Source organism: Staphylococcus sp. SB1-57 (assembly GCF_017086425.1).
Taxonomy (GTDB): domain Bacteria; phylum Bacillota; class Bacilli; order Staphylococcales; family Staphylococcaceae; genus Staphylococcus; species Staphylococcus warneri_A.
Genome location: NZ_CP070964.1, coordinates 327,546 through 345,232, shown reverse-complemented (window position 1 = coordinate 345,232; position 17,687 = coordinate 327,546). Strand labels below are relative to the sequence as shown.

Annotated in this window: 16 protein-coding genes and 1 pseudogene; 5 read left to right on the top strand and 12 right to left on the bottom strand. The window is 33.4% G+C overall.

The window, feature by feature from the left end:
* Position 1 precedes the first annotated feature (1 nt).
* Positions 2-1,159 carry a poly-gamma-glutamate synthase PgsB gene (pgsB, locus tag JX000_RS01590; protein ID WP_206140802.1) on the bottom strand — a complete coding sequence of 386 codons (1,158 nt, stop codon included), beginning with the start codon at positions 1,157-1,159 and terminating at the stop codon, positions 2-4.
* 455 nt (positions 1,160-1,614) lie between these two features.
* Here pgsB and JX000_RS01585 point away from each other — a divergent pair, with 455 nt between their 5' ends.
* Positions 1,615-1,944, top strand: coding sequence for a hypothetical protein (locus tag JX000_RS01585; RefSeq protein WP_002450121.1), 330 nt, complete (start codon positions 1,615-1,617; stop codon positions 1,942-1,944).
* 58 nt (positions 1,945-2,002) lie between these two features.
* Here the strand turns inward: JX000_RS01585 and JX000_RS01580 are convergent, their stop codons facing one another.
* The 4 genes from JX000_RS01580 to JX000_RS01565 all read right to left on the bottom strand — a co-directional run bounded on the left by JX000_RS01580 (position 2,003) and on the right by JX000_RS01565 (position 5,033).
* Positions 2,003-2,974, bottom strand: coding sequence for an alpha/beta hydrolase fold domain-containing protein (locus JX000_RS01580; protein ID WP_206140801.1), 972 nt, complete (start codon positions 2,972-2,974; stop codon positions 2,003-2,005).
* Between the two features lie 81 nt (positions 2,975-3,055).
* Positions 3,056-3,904, bottom strand: a complete 849-nt coding sequence (locus JX000_RS01575) for a YitT family protein (protein WP_002450123.1) — start codon at positions 3,902-3,904, stop codon at positions 3,056-3,058.
* A 313-nt stretch (positions 3,905-4,217) separates the two neighbouring features.
* The gene (locus tag JX000_RS01570; RefSeq protein WP_002450124.1) at positions 4,218-4,550 is read right to left on the bottom strand and encodes a thioredoxin family protein; all 333 of its coding nucleotides are present in this window, start codon (positions 4,548-4,550) and stop codon (positions 4,218-4,220) included.
* Positions 4,551-4,625: 75 nt separating this feature from the next.
* The gene (locus JX000_RS01565; RefSeq protein WP_002450125.1) at positions 4,626-5,033 is read right to left on the bottom strand and encodes an acyl-CoA thioesterase; all 408 of its coding nucleotides are present in this window, start codon (positions 5,031-5,033) and stop codon (positions 4,626-4,628) included.
* Positions 5,034-5,250: 217 nt separating this feature from the next.
* On the opposite strand from JX000_RS01565, the pseudogene JX000_RS01560 reads away from it, so the two are divergent.
* Positions 5,251-6,307 (top strand): annotated as a pseudogene (locus JX000_RS01560) (zinc-dependent alcohol dehydrogenase family protein).
* A gap of 127 nt (positions 6,308-6,434) precedes the next feature.
* On the opposite strand, the gene JX000_RS01555 reads toward JX000_RS01560, so the two are convergent.
* The 6 genes from JX000_RS01555 to cidR all read right to left on the bottom strand — a co-directional run bounded on the left by JX000_RS01555 (position 6,435) and on the right by cidR (position 13,607).
* Positions 6,435-7,193 carry a CPBP family intramembrane glutamic endopeptidase gene (locus JX000_RS01555; RefSeq protein WP_002450127.1) on the bottom strand — a complete coding sequence of 253 codons (759 nt, stop codon included), beginning with the start codon at positions 7,191-7,193 and terminating at the stop codon, positions 6,435-6,437.
* 130 nt (positions 7,194-7,323) lie between these two features.
* Positions 7,324-9,390, bottom strand: coding sequence for a glucose-specific PTS transporter subunit IIBC (ptsG, locus tag JX000_RS01550; protein ID WP_206140800.1), 2,067 nt, complete (start codon positions 9,388-9,390; stop codon positions 7,324-7,326).
* 231 nt (positions 9,391-9,621) lie between these two features.
* A complete protein-coding gene (locus tag JX000_RS01545) occupies positions 9,622-11,361 on the bottom strand; it encodes a pyruvate oxidase (RefSeq protein WP_002450129.1) in 1,740 nt (579 codons plus the stop codon).
* A gap of 44 nt (positions 11,362-11,405) precedes the next feature.
* Positions 11,406-12,095 carry an LrgB family protein gene (locus tag JX000_RS01540; RefSeq protein ID WP_206140799.1) on the bottom strand — a complete coding sequence of 230 codons (690 nt, stop codon included), beginning with the start codon at positions 12,093-12,095 and terminating at the stop codon, positions 11,406-11,408.
* Positions 12,092-12,484, bottom strand: coding sequence for a CidA/LrgA family protein (locus JX000_RS01535; RefSeq protein ID WP_002450131.1), 393 nt, complete (start codon positions 12,482-12,484; stop codon positions 12,092-12,094). Before JX000_RS01535 ends, JX000_RS01540 begins: the two co-directional genes overlap by 4 nt.
* A 244-nt stretch (positions 12,485-12,728) precedes the next feature.
* On the bottom strand, positions 12,729-13,607 hold the full coding sequence (cidR, locus tag JX000_RS01530; protein ID WP_002450132.1) for a cidABC operon transcriptional activator CidR: 879 nt from the start codon (positions 13,605-13,607) through the stop codon (positions 12,729-12,731).
* A 183-nt stretch (positions 13,608-13,790) separates the two neighbouring features.
* Between cidR and JX000_RS01525 the strand changes: the two genes are divergently transcribed.
* Positions 13,791-14,006, top strand: coding sequence for a sterile alpha motif-like domain-containing protein (locus JX000_RS01525; protein ID WP_002450133.1), 216 nt, complete (start codon positions 13,791-13,793; stop codon positions 14,004-14,006).
* A gap of 311 nt (positions 14,007-14,317) precedes the next feature.
* Positions 14,318-14,755 (top strand): CHAP domain-containing protein, encoded by a 438-nt coding sequence (locus tag JX000_RS01520; protein WP_002450134.1) that lies wholly within the window; start codon positions 14,318-14,320, stop codon positions 14,753-14,755.
* Positions 14,756-14,815: 60 nt separating this feature from the next.
* On the opposite strand, the gene JX000_RS01515 is transcribed toward JX000_RS01520, so the two are convergent.
* Entirely contained in the window at positions 14,816-16,096 is a 1,281-nt protein-coding gene (locus JX000_RS01515) for a hydroxymethylglutaryl-CoA reductase, degradative (RefSeq protein WP_002450135.1), read from the bottom strand.
* Positions 16,097-16,450: 354 nt separating this feature from the next.
* On the opposite strand from JX000_RS01515, the gene JX000_RS01510 reads away from it, so the two are divergent.
* Positions 16,451-17,617: a hydroxymethylglutaryl-CoA synthase gene (locus JX000_RS01510; RefSeq protein WP_075777978.1), complete on the top strand. Its 1,167-nt coding sequence runs from the start codon at positions 16,451-16,453 to the stop codon at positions 17,615-17,617.
* Positions 17,618-17,687: the final 70 nt, after the last annotated feature.

Below are 17,687 nucleotides of genomic sequence, written 5' to 3'. Positions count from 1 at the left end.
TTTATTCTATCCCTTCTATGAATTCCGCTATTCTTCCACCTGGGCCGTGGATATTACCTACACAAAAGACAAGTGCATTGTCAGATTCTTTCATAATAGCTTTTTCAATTTCTGTAAAATCTTGTCCTTCAAAGTTCAAATATCTCTTGTCTGGTAAACGATGCATTAAATCTGACACCATCTGAGTACTTTTTCCGGTACAAATCAACGTATCGTAATCAATATCTTCTAAGAAATTATCAACAAATAGTTGTGTTCTATCGATTCTGTCAGAACGACAATTTAAAATGACCACTTTTTTCGTATATGGATAATTGTATGATTCCACTTTATTTAAAATGGCCTTAGTGGATTGTGGTTCGTTGGCAGCAAATGCATTAACAAATACATTTTTAGTATTATTAGCATGGAAGTATTTAATCCTCACTGCTCCTGGATCTGCTGGCGCATTAAACATACCTTCTAAGGCTGTCTCACTATCAATGCCTACTGCTTGAGCAATGCCTAACACAATGGCTACATTATCTGGAAAGACTAAATAATCAAACTTTCTTAAGTAAGACTCTGGTATTTGCTCTTTGTCCACCACGATTAATTCAGTTTTACGCTTTTTAGCTTCTTTAGCGAAAAATTCTGTAAATTCATCTTTCATTACAACTAATTTACCTTTATATGGAATCGTTGCTGTAAATGATTGGGCAACATCTTGTAATGTTGGACCTAGCACATCCATGTGGTCTTCCATAACATTGACAATAACGCCAATATTCGCTTTAACTAAGTCCTTTTGGAAAGTAATTTGATAATCTGGATTAACAGCCATACATTCGTTAACAAGTGCATTCGCTTTTTGTTTAACAACTTTACGGATGATATCACGTTGCTCACCAATGTTGGCGCCTTGAGGTTTTCTAATCACTGGGTACTCTTTTTGGGTAAACCAGTACATCATTCTTGCGTCAGTTCCTGTTGTCTTCCCTATGACTCTATAGTGGTCTTCTCTAAGCACACTATATGCCATTCGAGTTATGGTTGATTTACCTCGAATACCATTAATGTTGATTCGTATAGGGATTTTCTTAAGTCGATTCGCATGGCGATTTTTCTCCTTAATGCCTAGCCATAGAATCAACACGACACATACTATTATGAGAATCACGCTATAATCCCTCTCTTTTCTATGTATATTGAATTGTGAATGGAACAATACATGTATAATTACATTTATATAAAATTTAGATAAATACAAATTATTCAAACGTTTCCATCACTATAAAGTCTATAAAAACCATTAATTAAAAGTCAATATGTTTTAAATATTAGCTTAAAATTCTTAGTCAAAAATGCTTAATCTACTACTTACTAGTAGTAGCCTATCATTTGGTTGTTGATTCAGTTTTAATTCTTTTAACCAAAGATTAAAAATTTGTAAAGGAATGTAAAGATGCGATTCCTGATTTAACAGATAAGCTTACATTATTAGTAATATCCATAGTTAGACGTATTTGTGCCAACGTCTAATTAAGTCATATATTTTTTACTAGGAATTTACACTATCTTAAAAATTAAATGTTACATTAAGAGTGTAGTTACTCAGACCTTAGGAGGAGAAGAATGGAAAAGTCAGTTAAATTCGCTATCGGTATTTATTTGGCGATTATCTTAATTGTGACAACTTTATACTTATCATTCATTCTAATTGGGAGTTTACAAGGGAAAGACATGACTAATTCTGTATTAGATACAGATCATACGAAGATCAACAATAAAACTCGTAATAGCGATGAAGCCGTCAATACTTCTCTAAAAAATGAAGAAGCTTCATCAAAATCTCATTCATATACAACAACAAATTATAAAAATGTAGATACAAATGACAAGAGTAAGCATCAAAATGAACATATAGATAACAAAACAGCGAATTCAAATTATCAAACATATTGATAAATGAATTCGCTGTTATATTCCAAACAAACCCTAGCGAAAATAATTTAGCATAGGGTTATTTTTTTATGATGTTTTGAAGTTGCTTTAAGAAACGCTCGCGTTCTGGTAACGGAAAAATAGGATAAACATGAAACAGATTATAGCCTTGTATAAAGTCATGTGCAATGCCTTTTTCGTTGAGCATATGAGAGAGTTTGAGTGCATCTGGATACAATGTTTCTTTGGTACCAATCACAATCGTAATGTGACCTAGACCTTCTATATCCCCATTCATAGGTGAGATTCTATAATCCTCTAAAGGCGTATCGCCTGCCCATAATGTAGCTAAATATTTACTACCTTCTATACCTAACATAGGGTCTTCTTGCTCATACTTCTTGGCTTCTGGATTACTAAATGTAGCATCTAATACAGGTGATAAAAGTACAATATGTCCTGGTTGTGTTAATTGCTTTTCTTTTAACGATTGTGCAAATGATAAAGCAATTTGACCACCAGCAGAATCACCCATTATCACAATTTGTTTAGCATCATCAACTTTATTAAGTAAATGTTGGTATAAATGATGTAACAATATATCTGTTGTCACATAATCTCTATGTGGTACTTTCGGATAGATTGGCATTACAACTTTTGCATTTAACGATTCTGCAAGTAAATCGATAAATTCGAAGTGATACGGTAATGGATCTTGAAACCAAGCACCACCGTGTATATATAATACCGTTTTTTGTTTACGGTCACTTTGATCATTAACAATATAAACTAGTGAGCCATAATAATCTTTTATCTTCACATGATGTTTAAATTCATACGATGTACCGCCATATTTACCTGCCGTCTCATCTTTAGTTCGTTCAAGTGCTTTTTTCGCACCTTCAACATTATCAAATGACTTTTTCATACCGTTCAATCGCATCATTTTCTCCTGTACAAAACTACGGTAACTTCTTTTTTCTTTTACTTTAGCAAAAAATATACTTCCTAATACAGTTGAGCTAATTACAGCAAGTGCTTTTTTAAACAATGACTTGCACCTCCTATATTCTTTACTTCTATCATATAACACTTTCTCGTGATTGGTCTTATAAACGCTCATCACATTGTATTATTTGATATTCATAAAGCCATTGCCTAAGACGTCTCTTACGTCATGGATAACTAAAAAGGCTTGGTCATCATAACGATTGACAATCTTTTTAACTGTAGCAATTTGTGTCTGAGATACTACAGCATATAATATATCGGTATTATCAAGTTGATACGCACCTTTACCATCTAATAATGTCGAACCTCTGCCAGTCGCTTGGTATATTTCCGAACTGATCTCTTTATTGTGATCAGAAATAACGGTTACCGCTTTTTTAGGATTGAAACCTTCAACGACAAATGCCATTGCTTTTTCAACAATAAACAACATCACAATCGTATACAACACATTAGTCACGGGTAATACGATTAAGAATGATAATACGACAAGTGCATCTAGAATAAACAACGCTTGAGACGTTTTTACTTCGGAATATTTACTAATAATACGGGCAATAACCGATGTACCACCTAGCGTACTTCTAGAAACAATGACTAGACCTGAACCTACGCCAATAAATACACCTGCAAATACCGCATTAATAAAGTTTTCATCGATCCCCAAACTTAAAGACTTTGTTAAATCCAAGAAAATAGAACTTGCAGTAATTGTAATGACTGTATAAATGGCTGTTGTTTTACTTAAATACTTCCAACCGATAACTATTAAAAAGGCATTGATAACGAAAGACGTTAGTGCCGGTGATAAACCAAGTGTATACTTCAGTACTAAAGACATACCGATAGCGCCACCTTCACCTAAGTTTCCAGGAATAACAAAACAGTTAACTCCAAGTGCAATTAACAATGTACCTAACAAACAAAAAATAGTATTTTTAATATGATAACTACGAGAATGTTTTTCCATTTGAGCCTCCTTATTACATAAAAAATATTTAAAACTAATGCCTTTACATGTTGATAGGTGATGAAAAGTTTACATGGTGTCATCAATCTATTTAAATCACGCCTGTCCTACTTGTATGAAACGTCCTCTTTTAACAAGTTAAATATTAATGATTAACGCCATATCATACTATAATCTAAAATTTTCACACGTTTTTTATCATAACATTTATCATATCTATGCCCCAACAACTCGGGTTAAATTGATATTGATTTTTCCATAAAAAACACCCCAAATTGAATCATCAATTTGAGGTGCCTTCATCATTTCTTATTTAATCATCTATTTGGTCATACATGATAGCTAATTGTTTTTCGAATGACTGCATATCAATAAATCTACCTTGTCTATGCATTTCTTTACCATTCATAAATATTAAATCAACAGGTACTGTAAAAATAGTTAACTCTCCTGCAATTTCGGGTACTTCATTTTGATTAATAGTCGCCAATGTCACTTTTGGATACGACGTATCTAATATATCTTTCAATTGTGGTAAAACAGCATGACAAACACCACATTGTTCCCTCATTACATGTACCACTACTAAGGGTTGTGTATTAATTATTGTTTTAAATTGGGATACATCACGAATTGACTCAACCATACCATACACCCTCTTGTCTTGAAATTGGTATATATCATAAGGTATGCAGTTCTATTTCGTCAATCAACTTCCACTCTAATTTAAAATATCTTGGAAAACTTGTGGCAATTTTGTTATCTTTTGCTTTTCTAAGTCATAAAAGCCACCCGTTTGATAGCCAATACAGTGAACGTTATCCTTAGTCGCGATTTCAAATTTGAAAATCCATTTCATTTTACTTGCTTTTATCATCCAACAACGCGCTCTTGGACGATCATGTATCGTCACAGGTACTTTATAATCCACTTCTGTTTTCATTAATATAGGCGAAATACCTCGTGTTATCATTTCAGAATAATTCATATATTGATTGATAAAAATAGTACGCAAGTCTTCAAACCATTTAATAAAGACGATATTGCTCACAATCCCCATTGCATCAATATCGTAGCCATTGACTTCTATTTCAGTATCTACTACTAATTTCCCTTCAGTCGTATGCATTACTGATAACTCCTTTATATCTATACTCAATTCTATTTTACGCCATATAATCAATATTTTCATCTTTTCAAAATATTTCTTTCTATAATTAATTGTGCATTTATAGGTAAGTGTTTTTATAATTTTTCTACTATATTTTTTTGATATTAAATTATCACTCGTCATTTTGTGGTATAATAATTGTGAAAAAAATCACAATATCATTGGAGGGATTTATATGAAAGCCTATAACTATGCAAAGCCTGGTGTGGCACAATTAATCGATAAGGAAAAACCTGTTATTACAGAAAGTACTGACGCCATTATTCGTATGGTCAAAACGACAATTTGCGGTACTGACTTACACATTATTAAAGGAGATACACCTGAAGTACCTGAAAATACAACACTAGGTCATGAAGGTATTGGTATTGTAGAATCAGTAGGATCTAATGTAAACAATTTTAAAGTTGGCGACAAAGTTATTGTCTCTGCCGTTTCTTCTTGTGGTAAATGCTACTATTGTAAAAAAGGAATTTATGCACATTGCGAAAACGATGATGGATGGATTTTAGGTCATTTAATTGATGGTACACAAGCTGAATACGTTAAAGTACCATTTGCCGATAATTCTTTATATCATGCACCTCAATCATTACCTGATGAAGCACTTGTAATGCTTTCAGATATTTTACCTACTGGATATGAAATTGGTGTGTTAAAAGGAAAAGTAAAGCCTGGTAGTACAGTAGCCATTGTGGGTGCTGGACCAGTCGGATTAGCGACATTATTAACTGCTCAATTCTATTCACCTTCTAAAATTATTATGATTGACTTGGATGACAACCGTTTAGAAACTGCTAAATCATTAGGTGCTACACATACGATTAATTCAAGTAATGTTGAACAAGCGATTCAAGAAGTATACAAACTTAACCATCGTGGTGTAGATGTAGCAATCGAAGCTGTGGGTATTCCACAAACATTTGATTTATGTCAAAAACTTATTGGCGTAGATGGTACAATCGCTAATGTAGGTGTTCATGGTTTACCTGTTCAATTTGATATCGACAAATTATGGATTAAAAACATTAACGTTTCAACTGGATTAGTTTCTGGTAATACTACAGAAGAAATTTTTAGAAGCACTTAAAAGTAAAATCATTCAACCAGAACAATTAGTGACACATTACAGTAAATTAAGCGATATTGAAAATGCATATGATTTATTTAGAAATGCTACAGATCATAAAGCGATTAAATTATTAATTGAAAATGATATCACAGAAGCTTAATTATTCTTATTATTTTAGATATTGAAAAATAAAGGGTCATATTATTGATTACACATTTAATCGATAATATGATCCTTTTAAATTAAAGTAAAATACTTTTTAATTTATTAAAAGAGATGATTTGCTATTATTTAAAGTAAATATATAAGTATACTAAAAACAAAGGAATTGTCGTAATAGAATTGTTTAACATATGTACCATCATGCTATCTTTAATATTTCGTCTTCTATCATAAGCGACATAAAGCACACATCCCATTAAGAAATATAATCCAAATGAGAATATATTTGTTGATAAATGTTGTGAGCTAAACACTACAGACGAAATGATTAAAGGTAACCAAAATCGGCTTTTCATAAATAAGGTTTCTTTAAAAATCCCTCGAAAAACGAGTTCTTCAAGGTAAGGGCCTATGAAACACAGACATAATATTGTTACTAATACAATAGAAAGATGAGGTAAATGACTTTTATCCATTAATGAATCGAGACTCTCATCAATCATTTTTTCATTTTTGGTTCCTGAATCACCAATAAAAATGAACATTAAAGCATTACTAGTTATGCTACAAATAATAGCTAGAATAAAGAAGGCAATATTTTTCAAGACATCTTTCATAGTCATTTTAAGATATTGGTTTTCATATGTACGAAATAAGTAATACGACCTTATTGCCCAGACAATAAATAACGCTAAACCAAGAATAAGCATACTTAAAGCGATAGTATACCAATCATTGAGTTTTAATGAAAAAGGCAGTGCAATAATAGACATGGCTGCAGGAATTTGTATCACGATTGTCAAAACAATGATAATGAATATATTCATCATTTTATTCCCATTATGTCTTACATTATCTTTCTTATTCATTTTGGAATCAATCATACTTTGAACCTCCAACAGTATTAAACATATTATGTGCTATACAATTTTATACTGCTAGTTATTAATATACATGTCAACCCTATTAAAAAAGTGCACATTTTAAAAATTTAAAATGTGCACTTATATATAGCTATTTAACTTTCATAATGCGTTGGCTTGGTTCAACACTGCTTGTCTTTTCAACTGTTAATGTTTGATCACCTAGATTAGTAATTACTAACGGTGTTACAACACTTGGTGCATGTTCTTTAAGATAAGCTAAGTTCACTTTCATTAACGGTTGTCCTTGCGTTACTTTATCATCTGCTTTAACTAAACTTTCGAAACCTTCTCCATCTAGTTTAACTGTATCAATACCGATATGAATCAATAATTCAATACCTGTATCTGATTCTAAACCAATGGCATGTTTTGTAGGGAAAATGGTTTTAACTGTACCATCGAATGGTGCTACAATTTCACCTTTTTCAGGAATAAATCCAACACCGTCGCCCATCATTTTTTCTGAAAATACTTTATCAGGTACGTCAGATAATGGAACAATTTGACCAACACCTGGTGCGTAAATTTCAGTTTCTTTAATATCTTCTACATGAACTGGTTCTTCAGAGTCTTCCTCTGTCACAGTCGTTTCACTTGGTTTAGTAATTTCACCATTCATGATTTTCGCCATATCATGTTTAATTTGGTCTGATTTTGGACCAAAAATCGCTTGCATGTTATTACCAACTTCAAGTACACCAGAAGCACCTAATGCTTTTAATCCTGGAACATCTACTTTAGCTTTATCATTTACTTCAACTCTTAAACGTGTAATACATGCGTCTAAGTGTTTGATATTATCTTTACCACCCATTGCATCTAAAACATCAAATGGTAATTTAGCGACACTTGAATCTCTGACCTCTTGCTCTTTATCTTCTCTACCTGGTGTTTTTAAGTTGAATTTACGGATTGCAAAGTCGAATAAGAAGTAATACACAACTGCGTATACGATACCAACTGGAATCACTAGTAATGCATGTGTTTTATCCCAGTTTAATAAACCGAATAATACATAGTCGATAAATCCACCTGAGAATGTCATACCAATTTTTACATCTAATAAATGCATGATTAAGAATGAAGATCCTGCTAATACGACGTGAATCGCATATAATAATGGTGCTACAAATAAGAATGAGAACTCAAGTGGTTCTGTAATCCCTGTTAAGAATGCTGTTAAACCTGCTGATAGCATTAAACCACCAACGATTTTTTTACGTTCTGGACGTGCATTTTTATAAATTGCAAATGCTGCAGCTGGTAAACCAAACATCATGAATGGATATTTACCAGTTGTAAATGTTCCTGCAGTAAATGGTACGCCATCTTTTAATTGCGCCATCCAAATACGTTGGTCACCACGTACGAGTTCTCCAGCATGATTTGTATAATGTCCAAATTCGAACCAGAATGGTGCATAGAAAATATGATGCAATCCAAATGGAATTAAAGAACGTTCTATAACCCCGAAAATAAATGTTGTTAATACTAAGTTCTTCGTTAGTAAGAAGTTAGATAAGTCATTTAATCCCGTTTGAATAGGTGGCCATATCCAACTTAATACAATACCTACAATAATTGCAGCTACTGATGTCGCAATTGGTACGAAACGTTTACCTGCGAAGAATCCTAAAAATGCTGGCAAAGTAATATTATAATACTTGTTGTAACACCATGCGGCTACAGCCCCCATGATAATACCGCCAAACACACCCGTTTGTAGGGTTGGAATACCTAATACAAGTGCATATTCAGGTTGTTTTACTGCTTGGCTTAATTCTTTTGCGCCTTTTGCATAAGAGAAGATATCATCAATTGTAATATTTAAATATTTACCCATTGTCGCGTTCATAATTAAATATCCAACTAACGCTGCTAATGCTGCTACGCCATCTCCTCCTGCTAATCCAAGTGCTGTTCCGACTGCAAATAATAATGGTAAATTATCAAAGATAACTTGCCCTGCTGCTTCCATGATTGAAGAAATCATGACAAATACATGGTTTGTTAACCATGGTGCAATTTTGACTAACTGTTCATTATGCATTGCATTCCCAAATGCAAGTAAAATCCCAGCTGCCGGTAAAATTGCGACAGGTAGCATTAATGCTTTACCTATACGTTGCAATTGCCCAAAGAGCTTTTTAAACATGTAAAAACATTCCTCTCATATTGAAATCACTCGCATGCACATAAAAAATGGCATGAACAAACAAGACCATATTAAATGATCATCTGTTTGCTCATGCCTGCTTAACCAGTAACACGCAAATGTTATATTTAATTTAAATATAGTATACACATTTGTTTAAGCGTTTACAATAGTAATTTCAAAAAACTCAGCCAAACTATTTTGGCTGAGTTTAAGCACTTTGCTTCTATATTATAAGAAACGTTTAGTTGCTACTGAGATTGGTGGGATTTGATCTAAGTCTAAGTGTTTATCTTCAGTGATAGATCTGTATGCCCATTTACCATAACCAAGTGCTTCTGCGTTAACAATTTTACCTGGTAGTGGTGCAGCGTTAGGGTCAACATGTACGTCAACGATAGTTGGTACGTCTTGTGACATTGCTTCTTCAACAATATCATCTAAACGACTAACGTCTCTAACTGTGTAACCTTTACCGCCAGCAGCTTCAGCGAATTTAGCATGATCCATATCAGAGAAATCAATGGCATATTCTAATTCACCTGCAGCTTGTTGTTCATATTTAATGAATGCTAATTGTTTATTGTTTAATACGAAAATTGTTAATGGTAAATCGTATTGAACTGCAGTTGCAAAGTCTTGCATAACCATTTGGAATGCACCGTCACCAGCGATAGCTACAGCTTGACGATTTGGGTATGCAATTTTAGATGCCATAGCACCAGGAAGTGCACAACCCATTGTACCTAACCAACTTGAGATGATGAATTTATTATTAACACCTAAGTTTAAGTAACGTGTTGACCATACAGTTGATGTACCAACATCTGCAGATACAATTGCATCTTCTTTTAAGTTGTCATTGATTGCTTTCATTAAACGTTCTGGACGTAATGGTGAATTATTGTTATTTAAGTCTTGTTCCATCCATTTATCCCAAACCGCTTTACGGTCTAATGCTTTGTCTAAGAATGGACGTTTAGCAACATGTTTAATGTTTTCAGTTAATTGTTGTAACGCAATTTTACTGTCGCCTAAGATACCAACATTGATGTCGAAACGGTGACTGATATTTTCTTCTTTAGTATCAATTTGAATCGCTTTAATATTTTTCTTAGGTAAATATTTAACGAATGGGAAGTTAGTACCAATCATGATTAATAAGTCTGCATCTTGAATTGTTTGATAAGATGCTTTAGTACCGATTTGGCCTAAGTTACCTAAATTATATGGATGATCATCAGCAATAATTGCTTTTGCTGGTAATGTGTGAATAACTGGGATTTTAGCCATTTCTACGAATTCACGTAATTCATCTTTCGCATGTTGTGCACCAACACCGAAAAGTACAACTGGTTTTTTACTTTTATTGATTAATTTAGCAGCTTTTTTGATGTTTTTGAATTTAGGTGCAATTGCTTTTGGTTTAGTTGTGTTAACTGGTTTATCAGTTGTGTCTTTAATTGGTTGAGTTAAAAGATCGTTAGGGCAGATAACAACAGCTACACCTTTTTTCTCATAAGCAGTACGGATTGCTTCGTTAACAACCTCAAATACATTGTCGCCTTTTTGAATTTGGTGATTGTAAACCGCTACATCTTCACATAACTTAGATAAGTTAGTTTCTTGGAAAGCACCTGTACCTAAAAGACTATCGTTTGTTTGACCAGAAATAATCAATTGAGGAACGCTATCCATTTTAGCGTCGTACATACCGTTTAATAAGTGAACTAAACCAGGACCACCAATACTTAATGCAACCCCAATTTTACCTGTGATTTTTGTATAACTACCAGCAGCTAAACTTGCTACTTCTTCGTGACGTACGTGGTAGAATTTGAATTGATCTCTAACTGTACGTAGAGAGTCTACTACTGCGTCGATTGAATCTCCTGGGATTCCGTATAAGTGATCGATGTCCCATGCTTGTAATGCTTTAACTAATGCTTCATTTGCTTTGATTTTTGCCATTTTTTCAAATAGCCTCCCTTTCTATTTATATGAGTTTCTTCCCTTTAATAGAACAATAAAATAAGAATTGGTATTAAAATCGAACTGATTACTGCAGTTAATATCATACCAATCGAACTAAATGCGCCTGATTCTATATCTAATTCTAGTGCTTTTGCCGTACCGAAAGCATGAGAAGCGTTACCATAGGTTAAGCCTCTCGCGATAGATGACTGAAAGCCTCCCATACGCAATAGCATTGAACCTAGAATGCTGCCTATTAACCCTGTAGCTATTATAAAGAGCACTGTAATGGTGTCTGTACCACCAAGTTCATTGGATACTTCTATCCCTACGGCTGCCGTAATAGACCTTGGTAGCATCGTTACAATGGTTTCTTTTGAATAGCCAAAGATTTTCAACGTTACGTATACTAACATAAAATTAAGTACTACACCAGTTAACACGCTCGTGAAAATCACAAATAGATATTTCTTTATCTTATGTCTATTTTGATAGAGTGGATAAGCCAAACAAACGACGGTTGCGTTTAAAATATGATTTATCCATTCCCCACCTTTCATGTAACCTTTATAGCTAACGCCAAACATAAGCAGAATAGCTATAATGAGTATCGATGAAATTAATGCAGGGTTCAAAAAAGGATTGTTGTATCGATCTTGTAGTCTTCTAGCTATGATATATACCACAATCGTAAGCAGAATCATGATAGTACCTTGCAATATATTTGTCATAACTTATCCGTTCCTTTTCCACCATCATCTCTTTTCACTAGCGTTTCAGCAATATAACCAGAAGATAAAGCCACTAAACATGTCCCTAAAATGATAATTAAAAAGAACAGTATGTAGTTTAGTGTAATATCTGATGCTACATTCATAACGCCAACTACAGACGGGATAAAGAAAAATACCATTGTTTTTAATAGGAAGTTTGCACCTTCGTCTACCCATGATACAGGGATAATTTTAAACTGTAACAATAGATAAAACATGAGTAGACCCACAATACTACCTGCTAAAGGAATGTGTAATAAGCGCTGCACTTCGGTACCGATGTATGAAATAAGTAATATAAGAATGATTTGTACAAAAAGTTGTAGTAAATCTCTCACCTTATGCATGCGATCTATCCCTTCTAAAAAATTTGTCCAAATTGTTACAACAATTTTTTAGTGATACATGTAATTATAGTCTCCCTTGTTCTATTATTAAAATACATTTTTCGAATATTAAACATTCCTCAAATCTATGGAAGCGCTATCTTGAGCAAAATACGAAAAAAGCCCCCAATTTGACGGGGAGCTCTACTTTATATTTATCATTCGTCTTACATTCATACTAAATAATTGATAATTCATTATTCACTTATACTAAGCGTTCTCTTAAATAATCAATCCATTTATTCGCTGCATAGCTTAAACGTTTCCCTTGCTTCCAAACAATACCTAACTCCCAGTCTACATGTGCATCTTCGATTTTTAGAACACGTACATTTTCATTCATGAGTTGTGTAATAGAATAAGGTAATATAGCGATACCAAGTTGATTACTGATTAAATTTTCGATGACGTTCCACTGTGAAATTTGAGACACCATATTAGGTATAAAACCAGCGTTTTTAGCAATTTCTATAATTTTATCATTTAAATAGAAATCATCATTAAATAAAATGAAGTCCTCTTGAATTAACTCTTTCATTTTTACAGATTGGAACCGTGCTAAAGGATGCTCATGGTGGATAACTACACATAACGATTCTTTATTTAAGGAAATGGCTTCAAATCGTTGTTGATCAACAGGTAATGTTGTAATACCAAAATCCAATTCATCATTTAATAGTTGCTGTTCGATATATTTTCCGCCATTCTCCACAAAGTTGAAGGTTACATTGGGGAAATGTTGGTGGAAATCACCAATCATATTAATTAAGGATTGCATATTCATCACTGCTGAAAGCCCTATATCCATATGACCTGTTTCTAATCCATATAAACTATTGATTTCAGATGGCAAGTTTTCATAAAGTGCAATGATTTCTTTACATTTATTAAAGAAGATTTGGCCTGCATCTGTTAATATAAGTTGCCTCTTCTCCCTATCAAACAATGGTACTGCCATCTCACCTTCAATATCTTTGATTGCTTTACTAATAGTAGGTTGAGCTATGAATAAAGACTTCGATGCATTAGTCATACCGCCTTGCCTCACAACTTCAACAAAATATTTCATATGTTTAATATCCACGCAACTCACCCATTCAAAAATGTATTTCTTTTATTATACATTATCACTTTGTTTTATATGTATGAAACATCAGTATACGATTGATTGTAGTTTTGTATATTTTTATTTACACATTATGCATTGTCACTTTGCTAACTGTGTTATAATTTAGTCTGGCTCAAATTGATTATTCGAGGTGAGGTATTGAGCTTTTACGAATTTATGCAAAATTTTCTTGGTGATGACACACCATTAGGCGAATTGGTTGATTGGATTAATCAAGATAACAATTTTCCTAGACAAGTGAAGAGCCAAAGTGAAATATTGTCATATTTTCGAACTAATCCGTGTCCCGAAGACTTATCAATGACGATTGTTAAAAGAGCATTGTCAGTCTTCAACCAATTCACTAATGTATGATCTATGTTAATTGTTATTTAGCATTCATCTAACATAATGAATACATGGAGTCTATCATCTCGAAAACGTCTTAAATGACGTCGAACGCTGCTAATAAAGTTTCGTACTTTATTGGCAGTTTTTTATTTTTTAACCTAATGTAAAATAATGCAAATTGCATGCAAATATAAATATTATTACAAATAACCTATTTTTATTTCAGTAGCGTTACAGTTACTTGTATAATTCGTTTCTAATGTTGTATTCTATCTTTTTTACATCTATTATGAATACGGTTACTAAATAAAAAAAACGATTTTTGGGAGAAAAAAATGAAACTAAAACAATTACTATCTCGTGTCATAATCGCTACTGGAATCTTGTTAACTGGGACTATTGCTTATCAAACAGCTGAACAGACACACGTGTCAGAAGCAGCTTCATATAAAAATTATTACAATAAAGGTCAATGTACATGGTGGGCCTATCAACGACGTGCTCAATTAGGTAAACCTGTTTCTAATCGATGGGGAAATGCGAAAAATTGGTATTACAACGCAAGACGTTCTGGATATGCTACTGGTCATACACCTAGACGATATGCTGTTATGCAATCAACAGCAGGTTATTACGGACATGTTGCCGTAGTAGAAAGAATATATAATAACGGCAATATCAAAATATCAGAATACAATTATAATCGTCCATATGGATATGGGACGCGAATTATAAGTAAAGCATCTGCTCGTAATTATAACTACATTTATTAAAGACATTAAAAAGGACATTGTTACTGCAATTGTGATTGCAAACAATGTCCTTTTTTATACTTATTTATCTTGTCTTATTTGTTCTAAAATAGCTTTTGCCTTTGCTGAATTGGCTTTGTCTTCTTGTTTAAGCGCATCTGCTACTTGTGCAATTTCATCACCTTTTGCACCTACGATAATAGCTAATGATTTATACTGCAAACTCATATGACCTTGTTGTATCCCTTCTGATACAAGAGCTCTACATGCTGAGAAGTTTTGTGCTAAACCAACTGCTGCCACAACATGCCCTAATTCTTGTGCAGATTTAACATTCAATAAATCAAGTGATGCTTTAGCAATTGGTAATACTTTCGTACCTCCACCCACTATTGCAAGTGTCATTGGTACTTCAATTGTGCCGATAAGACGTTGACGTTCTTGATCATATGTCCAAGTCGCAATGCCTCTATATTGTCCGTCTCGACTTGCATATGCGTGTGCACTCGCCTCTGCGCCACGTGTATCATTACCAGTCGCTAAAACGACAGCATGAATACCGTTCATCACACCCTTATTATGTGTTGCTGCTCTGTGGATATCTACTTGTGCTAATACTGAAGCACGTTCCATTCTACGTGCGACCGCTTCACCATCACGTCCACCTTTATTAAGATCTTTGATGTCTATTTCTCCTTGTATCTTAACTACTGAGGCAGTTGCATGATTTGATAATATACTCATTAATACATCTTCATCTGGGAATTCATTTTTCAGATGTGCTGTAATGGCTTCTAAAATGGTATTTAACATATTAGCACCCATCGCATCTTTAGTATCGACATAAACTTTAAGCGATAACAATTGCTGATCTGGGAATGAATCTATTTCAATCTTTTGATAACCGCCACCTCTTGCTTTAATAGATGGATAAGCTTCATCAGCTATTTGATGGATTTGATCTTCTTTATCTTGAATCGCTTGTGATAGACTTTCCGTATCAGTCACGCCATCAAATACAATTTGTCCGATCATTAATCGTTGACTAGAAACTGTTTTAAATCCACCGGTATTGTTTACTAATTTAGCCCCATAACTTGCAGCAGCTACTACGGATGGTTCTTCTACCATCATTGGTACCACATAAGATTGATCATCAACTATAATTTCAGGTAATAATCCCACCGGTAAAGTACCTTGTCCAATTACATTTTCTATTAAACTATTTGCAACATCTTCATCTATCAGTGGATGATTTAAAAGAATGTCATGATTATCACTAGATAACCAACCATATGATTCTAATTGCTCTAATTTATCTTCTCGTGAAAGATGACGGAACCCTTTGTCTAATTTTTTCATTTATGTTTCTCCTTTATTTAACATTTTTTAGTTATCATCGTTATTCGCAATCAAACGTGTATGCTTTAATCTAAAATTTAAAATATTTCCATAAAAGCGTAATCGTCTTGTAGATGATACTACCTATATGTCTCCTCAATCTTATAAAACATTCTAAAATTTTTAAATTATAACAACATTGCTCGCTATGTTTTTTAAATTCAACTTGATTCAAAAAGCTATTTAAAGCAATTATTAAAACGCTTACATAACTGTTATACATTAAGAGTAAAATCTGTTATATTCATTGTATATCACTAAATGATTTTGGTATGATACTAATGCTACTTTTAAAACTGAAAGGATGTACGCCTTATGAACATAGGTATAGATAAAATTAACTTTTATGTACCCAAATTTTATGTAGACATGGCAAAGCTTGCAGAAGCACGCCAAGTTGACCCAAATAAATTTTTAATTGGTATTGGCCAAACTGAAATGGCTGTAAGTCCAGTCAATCAAGACATCGTATCAATGGGAGCAAATGCTGCTAAAGATATTATAACAGACGAAGATAAAAAGAAAATCGGTATGGTTATTGTTGCAACTGAATCTGCAATTGATTCTGCTAAAGCCGCAGCCGTTCAAGTGCATCGTTTACTAGGAATTCAACCTTTTGCACGTTGCTTTGAGATGAAAGAAGCATGTTATGCTGCAACACCTGCCATTCAATTAGCTAAAGATTACCTTGCTAATCGTCCAGAAGAAAAGGTATTAGTTATTGCAAGTGATACTGCACGTTACGGCTTACAATCTGGTGGAGAGCCTACACAAGGTGCTGGTGCCGTAGCAATGATGATTTCACACAATCCTAGCATCTTACAACTTAATGATGATGCTGTCGCTTACACAGAAGATGTATATGATTTCTGGAGACCAACAGGCCATGCTTATCCATTAGTTGATGGTGCATTATCTAAAGATGCCTATATACGCTCATTCCAACATAGTTGGAACGAATATGCTAAACGTGAAAATAAATCATTAGCTGATTTCGAATCATTATGTTTCCATGTGCCATTTACAAAAATGGGTAAAAAAGCATTAGAATCAATTATTGATGACGCTGATGAAACAACGCAAGAACGTCTAAGAGCAGGTTATGAAGATGCGGTTTATTACAATCGTTATGTAGGTAATATTTACACTGGTTCATTATATTTAAGTCTTATTTCATTATTAGAAAATCATGAACTATCAAGTGGACAAACAATCGGACTATTTAGTTACGGTTCAGGTTCTGTCGGCGAATTCTTTAGTGCTAATGTTGTTGATGGTTATCAAAATCACTTAGATATCGAAAGTCATCAATCTGCGTTAAAACAACGTCAAGAAGTGTCAGTTGAAGACTACGAAACATTCTTTAAACGTTTTGACGAATTAGAATTTGATGAACAACAAGATAAAGTTGAAAATGATCAATCCATCTTCTATTTAAAAGCAATTAATGACAATATTCGTGAATACCACGTTCCAAAATAAACTTTATCAGAAATTGCATTTCTCATATGAATATAAACAAGCCTAGATGTATCGGACCATCATCATTGAT

What these genes read in the sequence shown, in the direction of transcription:
- JX000_RS01585 (WP_002450121.1), top strand. Translation starts at nt 1,615, where the DNA reads ATGGAAAAGTCAGTTAAATTCGCTATCGGTATTTATTTGGCGATTATC.
- JX000_RS01575 (WP_002450123.1), bottom strand. Translation starts at nt 3,904, where the DNA reads ATGGAAAAACATTCTCGTAGTTATCATATTAAAAATACTATTTTTTGT.
- JX000_RS01570 (WP_002450124.1), bottom strand. Translation starts at nt 4,550, where the DNA reads ATGGTTGAGTCAATTCGTGATGTATCCCAATTTAAAACAATAATTAAT.
- JX000_RS01565 (WP_002450125.1), bottom strand. Translation starts at nt 5,033, where the DNA reads ATGCATACGACTGAAGGGAAATTAGTAGTAGATACTGAAATAGAAGTC.
- JX000_RS01555 (WP_002450127.1), bottom strand. Translation starts at nt 7,193, where the DNA reads ATGATTGATTCCAAAATGAATAAGAAAGATAATGTAAGACATAATGGG.
- ptsG (WP_206140800.1), bottom strand. Translation starts at nt 9,390, where the DNA reads ATGTTTAAAAAGCTCTTTGGGCAATTGCAACGTATAGGTAAAGCATTA.
- JX000_RS01545 (WP_002450129.1), bottom strand. Translation starts at nt 11,361, where the DNA reads ATGGCAAAAATCAAAGCAAATGAAGCATTAGTTAAAGCATTACAAGCA.
- JX000_RS01540 (WP_206140799.1), bottom strand. Translation starts at nt 12,095, where the DNA reads ATGACAAATATATTGCAAGGTACTATCATGATTCTGCTTACGATTGTG.
- JX000_RS01535 (WP_002450131.1), bottom strand. Translation starts at nt 12,484, where the DNA reads ATGCATAAGGTGAGAGATTTACTACAACTTTTTGTACAAATCATTCTT.
- JX000_RS01520 (WP_002450134.1), top strand. Translation starts at nt 14,318, where the DNA reads ATGAAACTAAAACAATTACTATCTCGTGTCATAATCGCTACTGGAATC.
- JX000_RS01515 (WP_002450135.1), bottom strand. Translation starts at nt 16,096, where the DNA reads ATGAAAAAATTAGACAAAGGGTTCCGTCATCTTTCACGAGAAGATAAA.
- JX000_RS01510 (WP_075777978.1), top strand. Translation starts at nt 16,451, where the DNA reads ATGAACATAGGTATAGATAAAATTAACTTTTATGTACCCAAATTTTAT.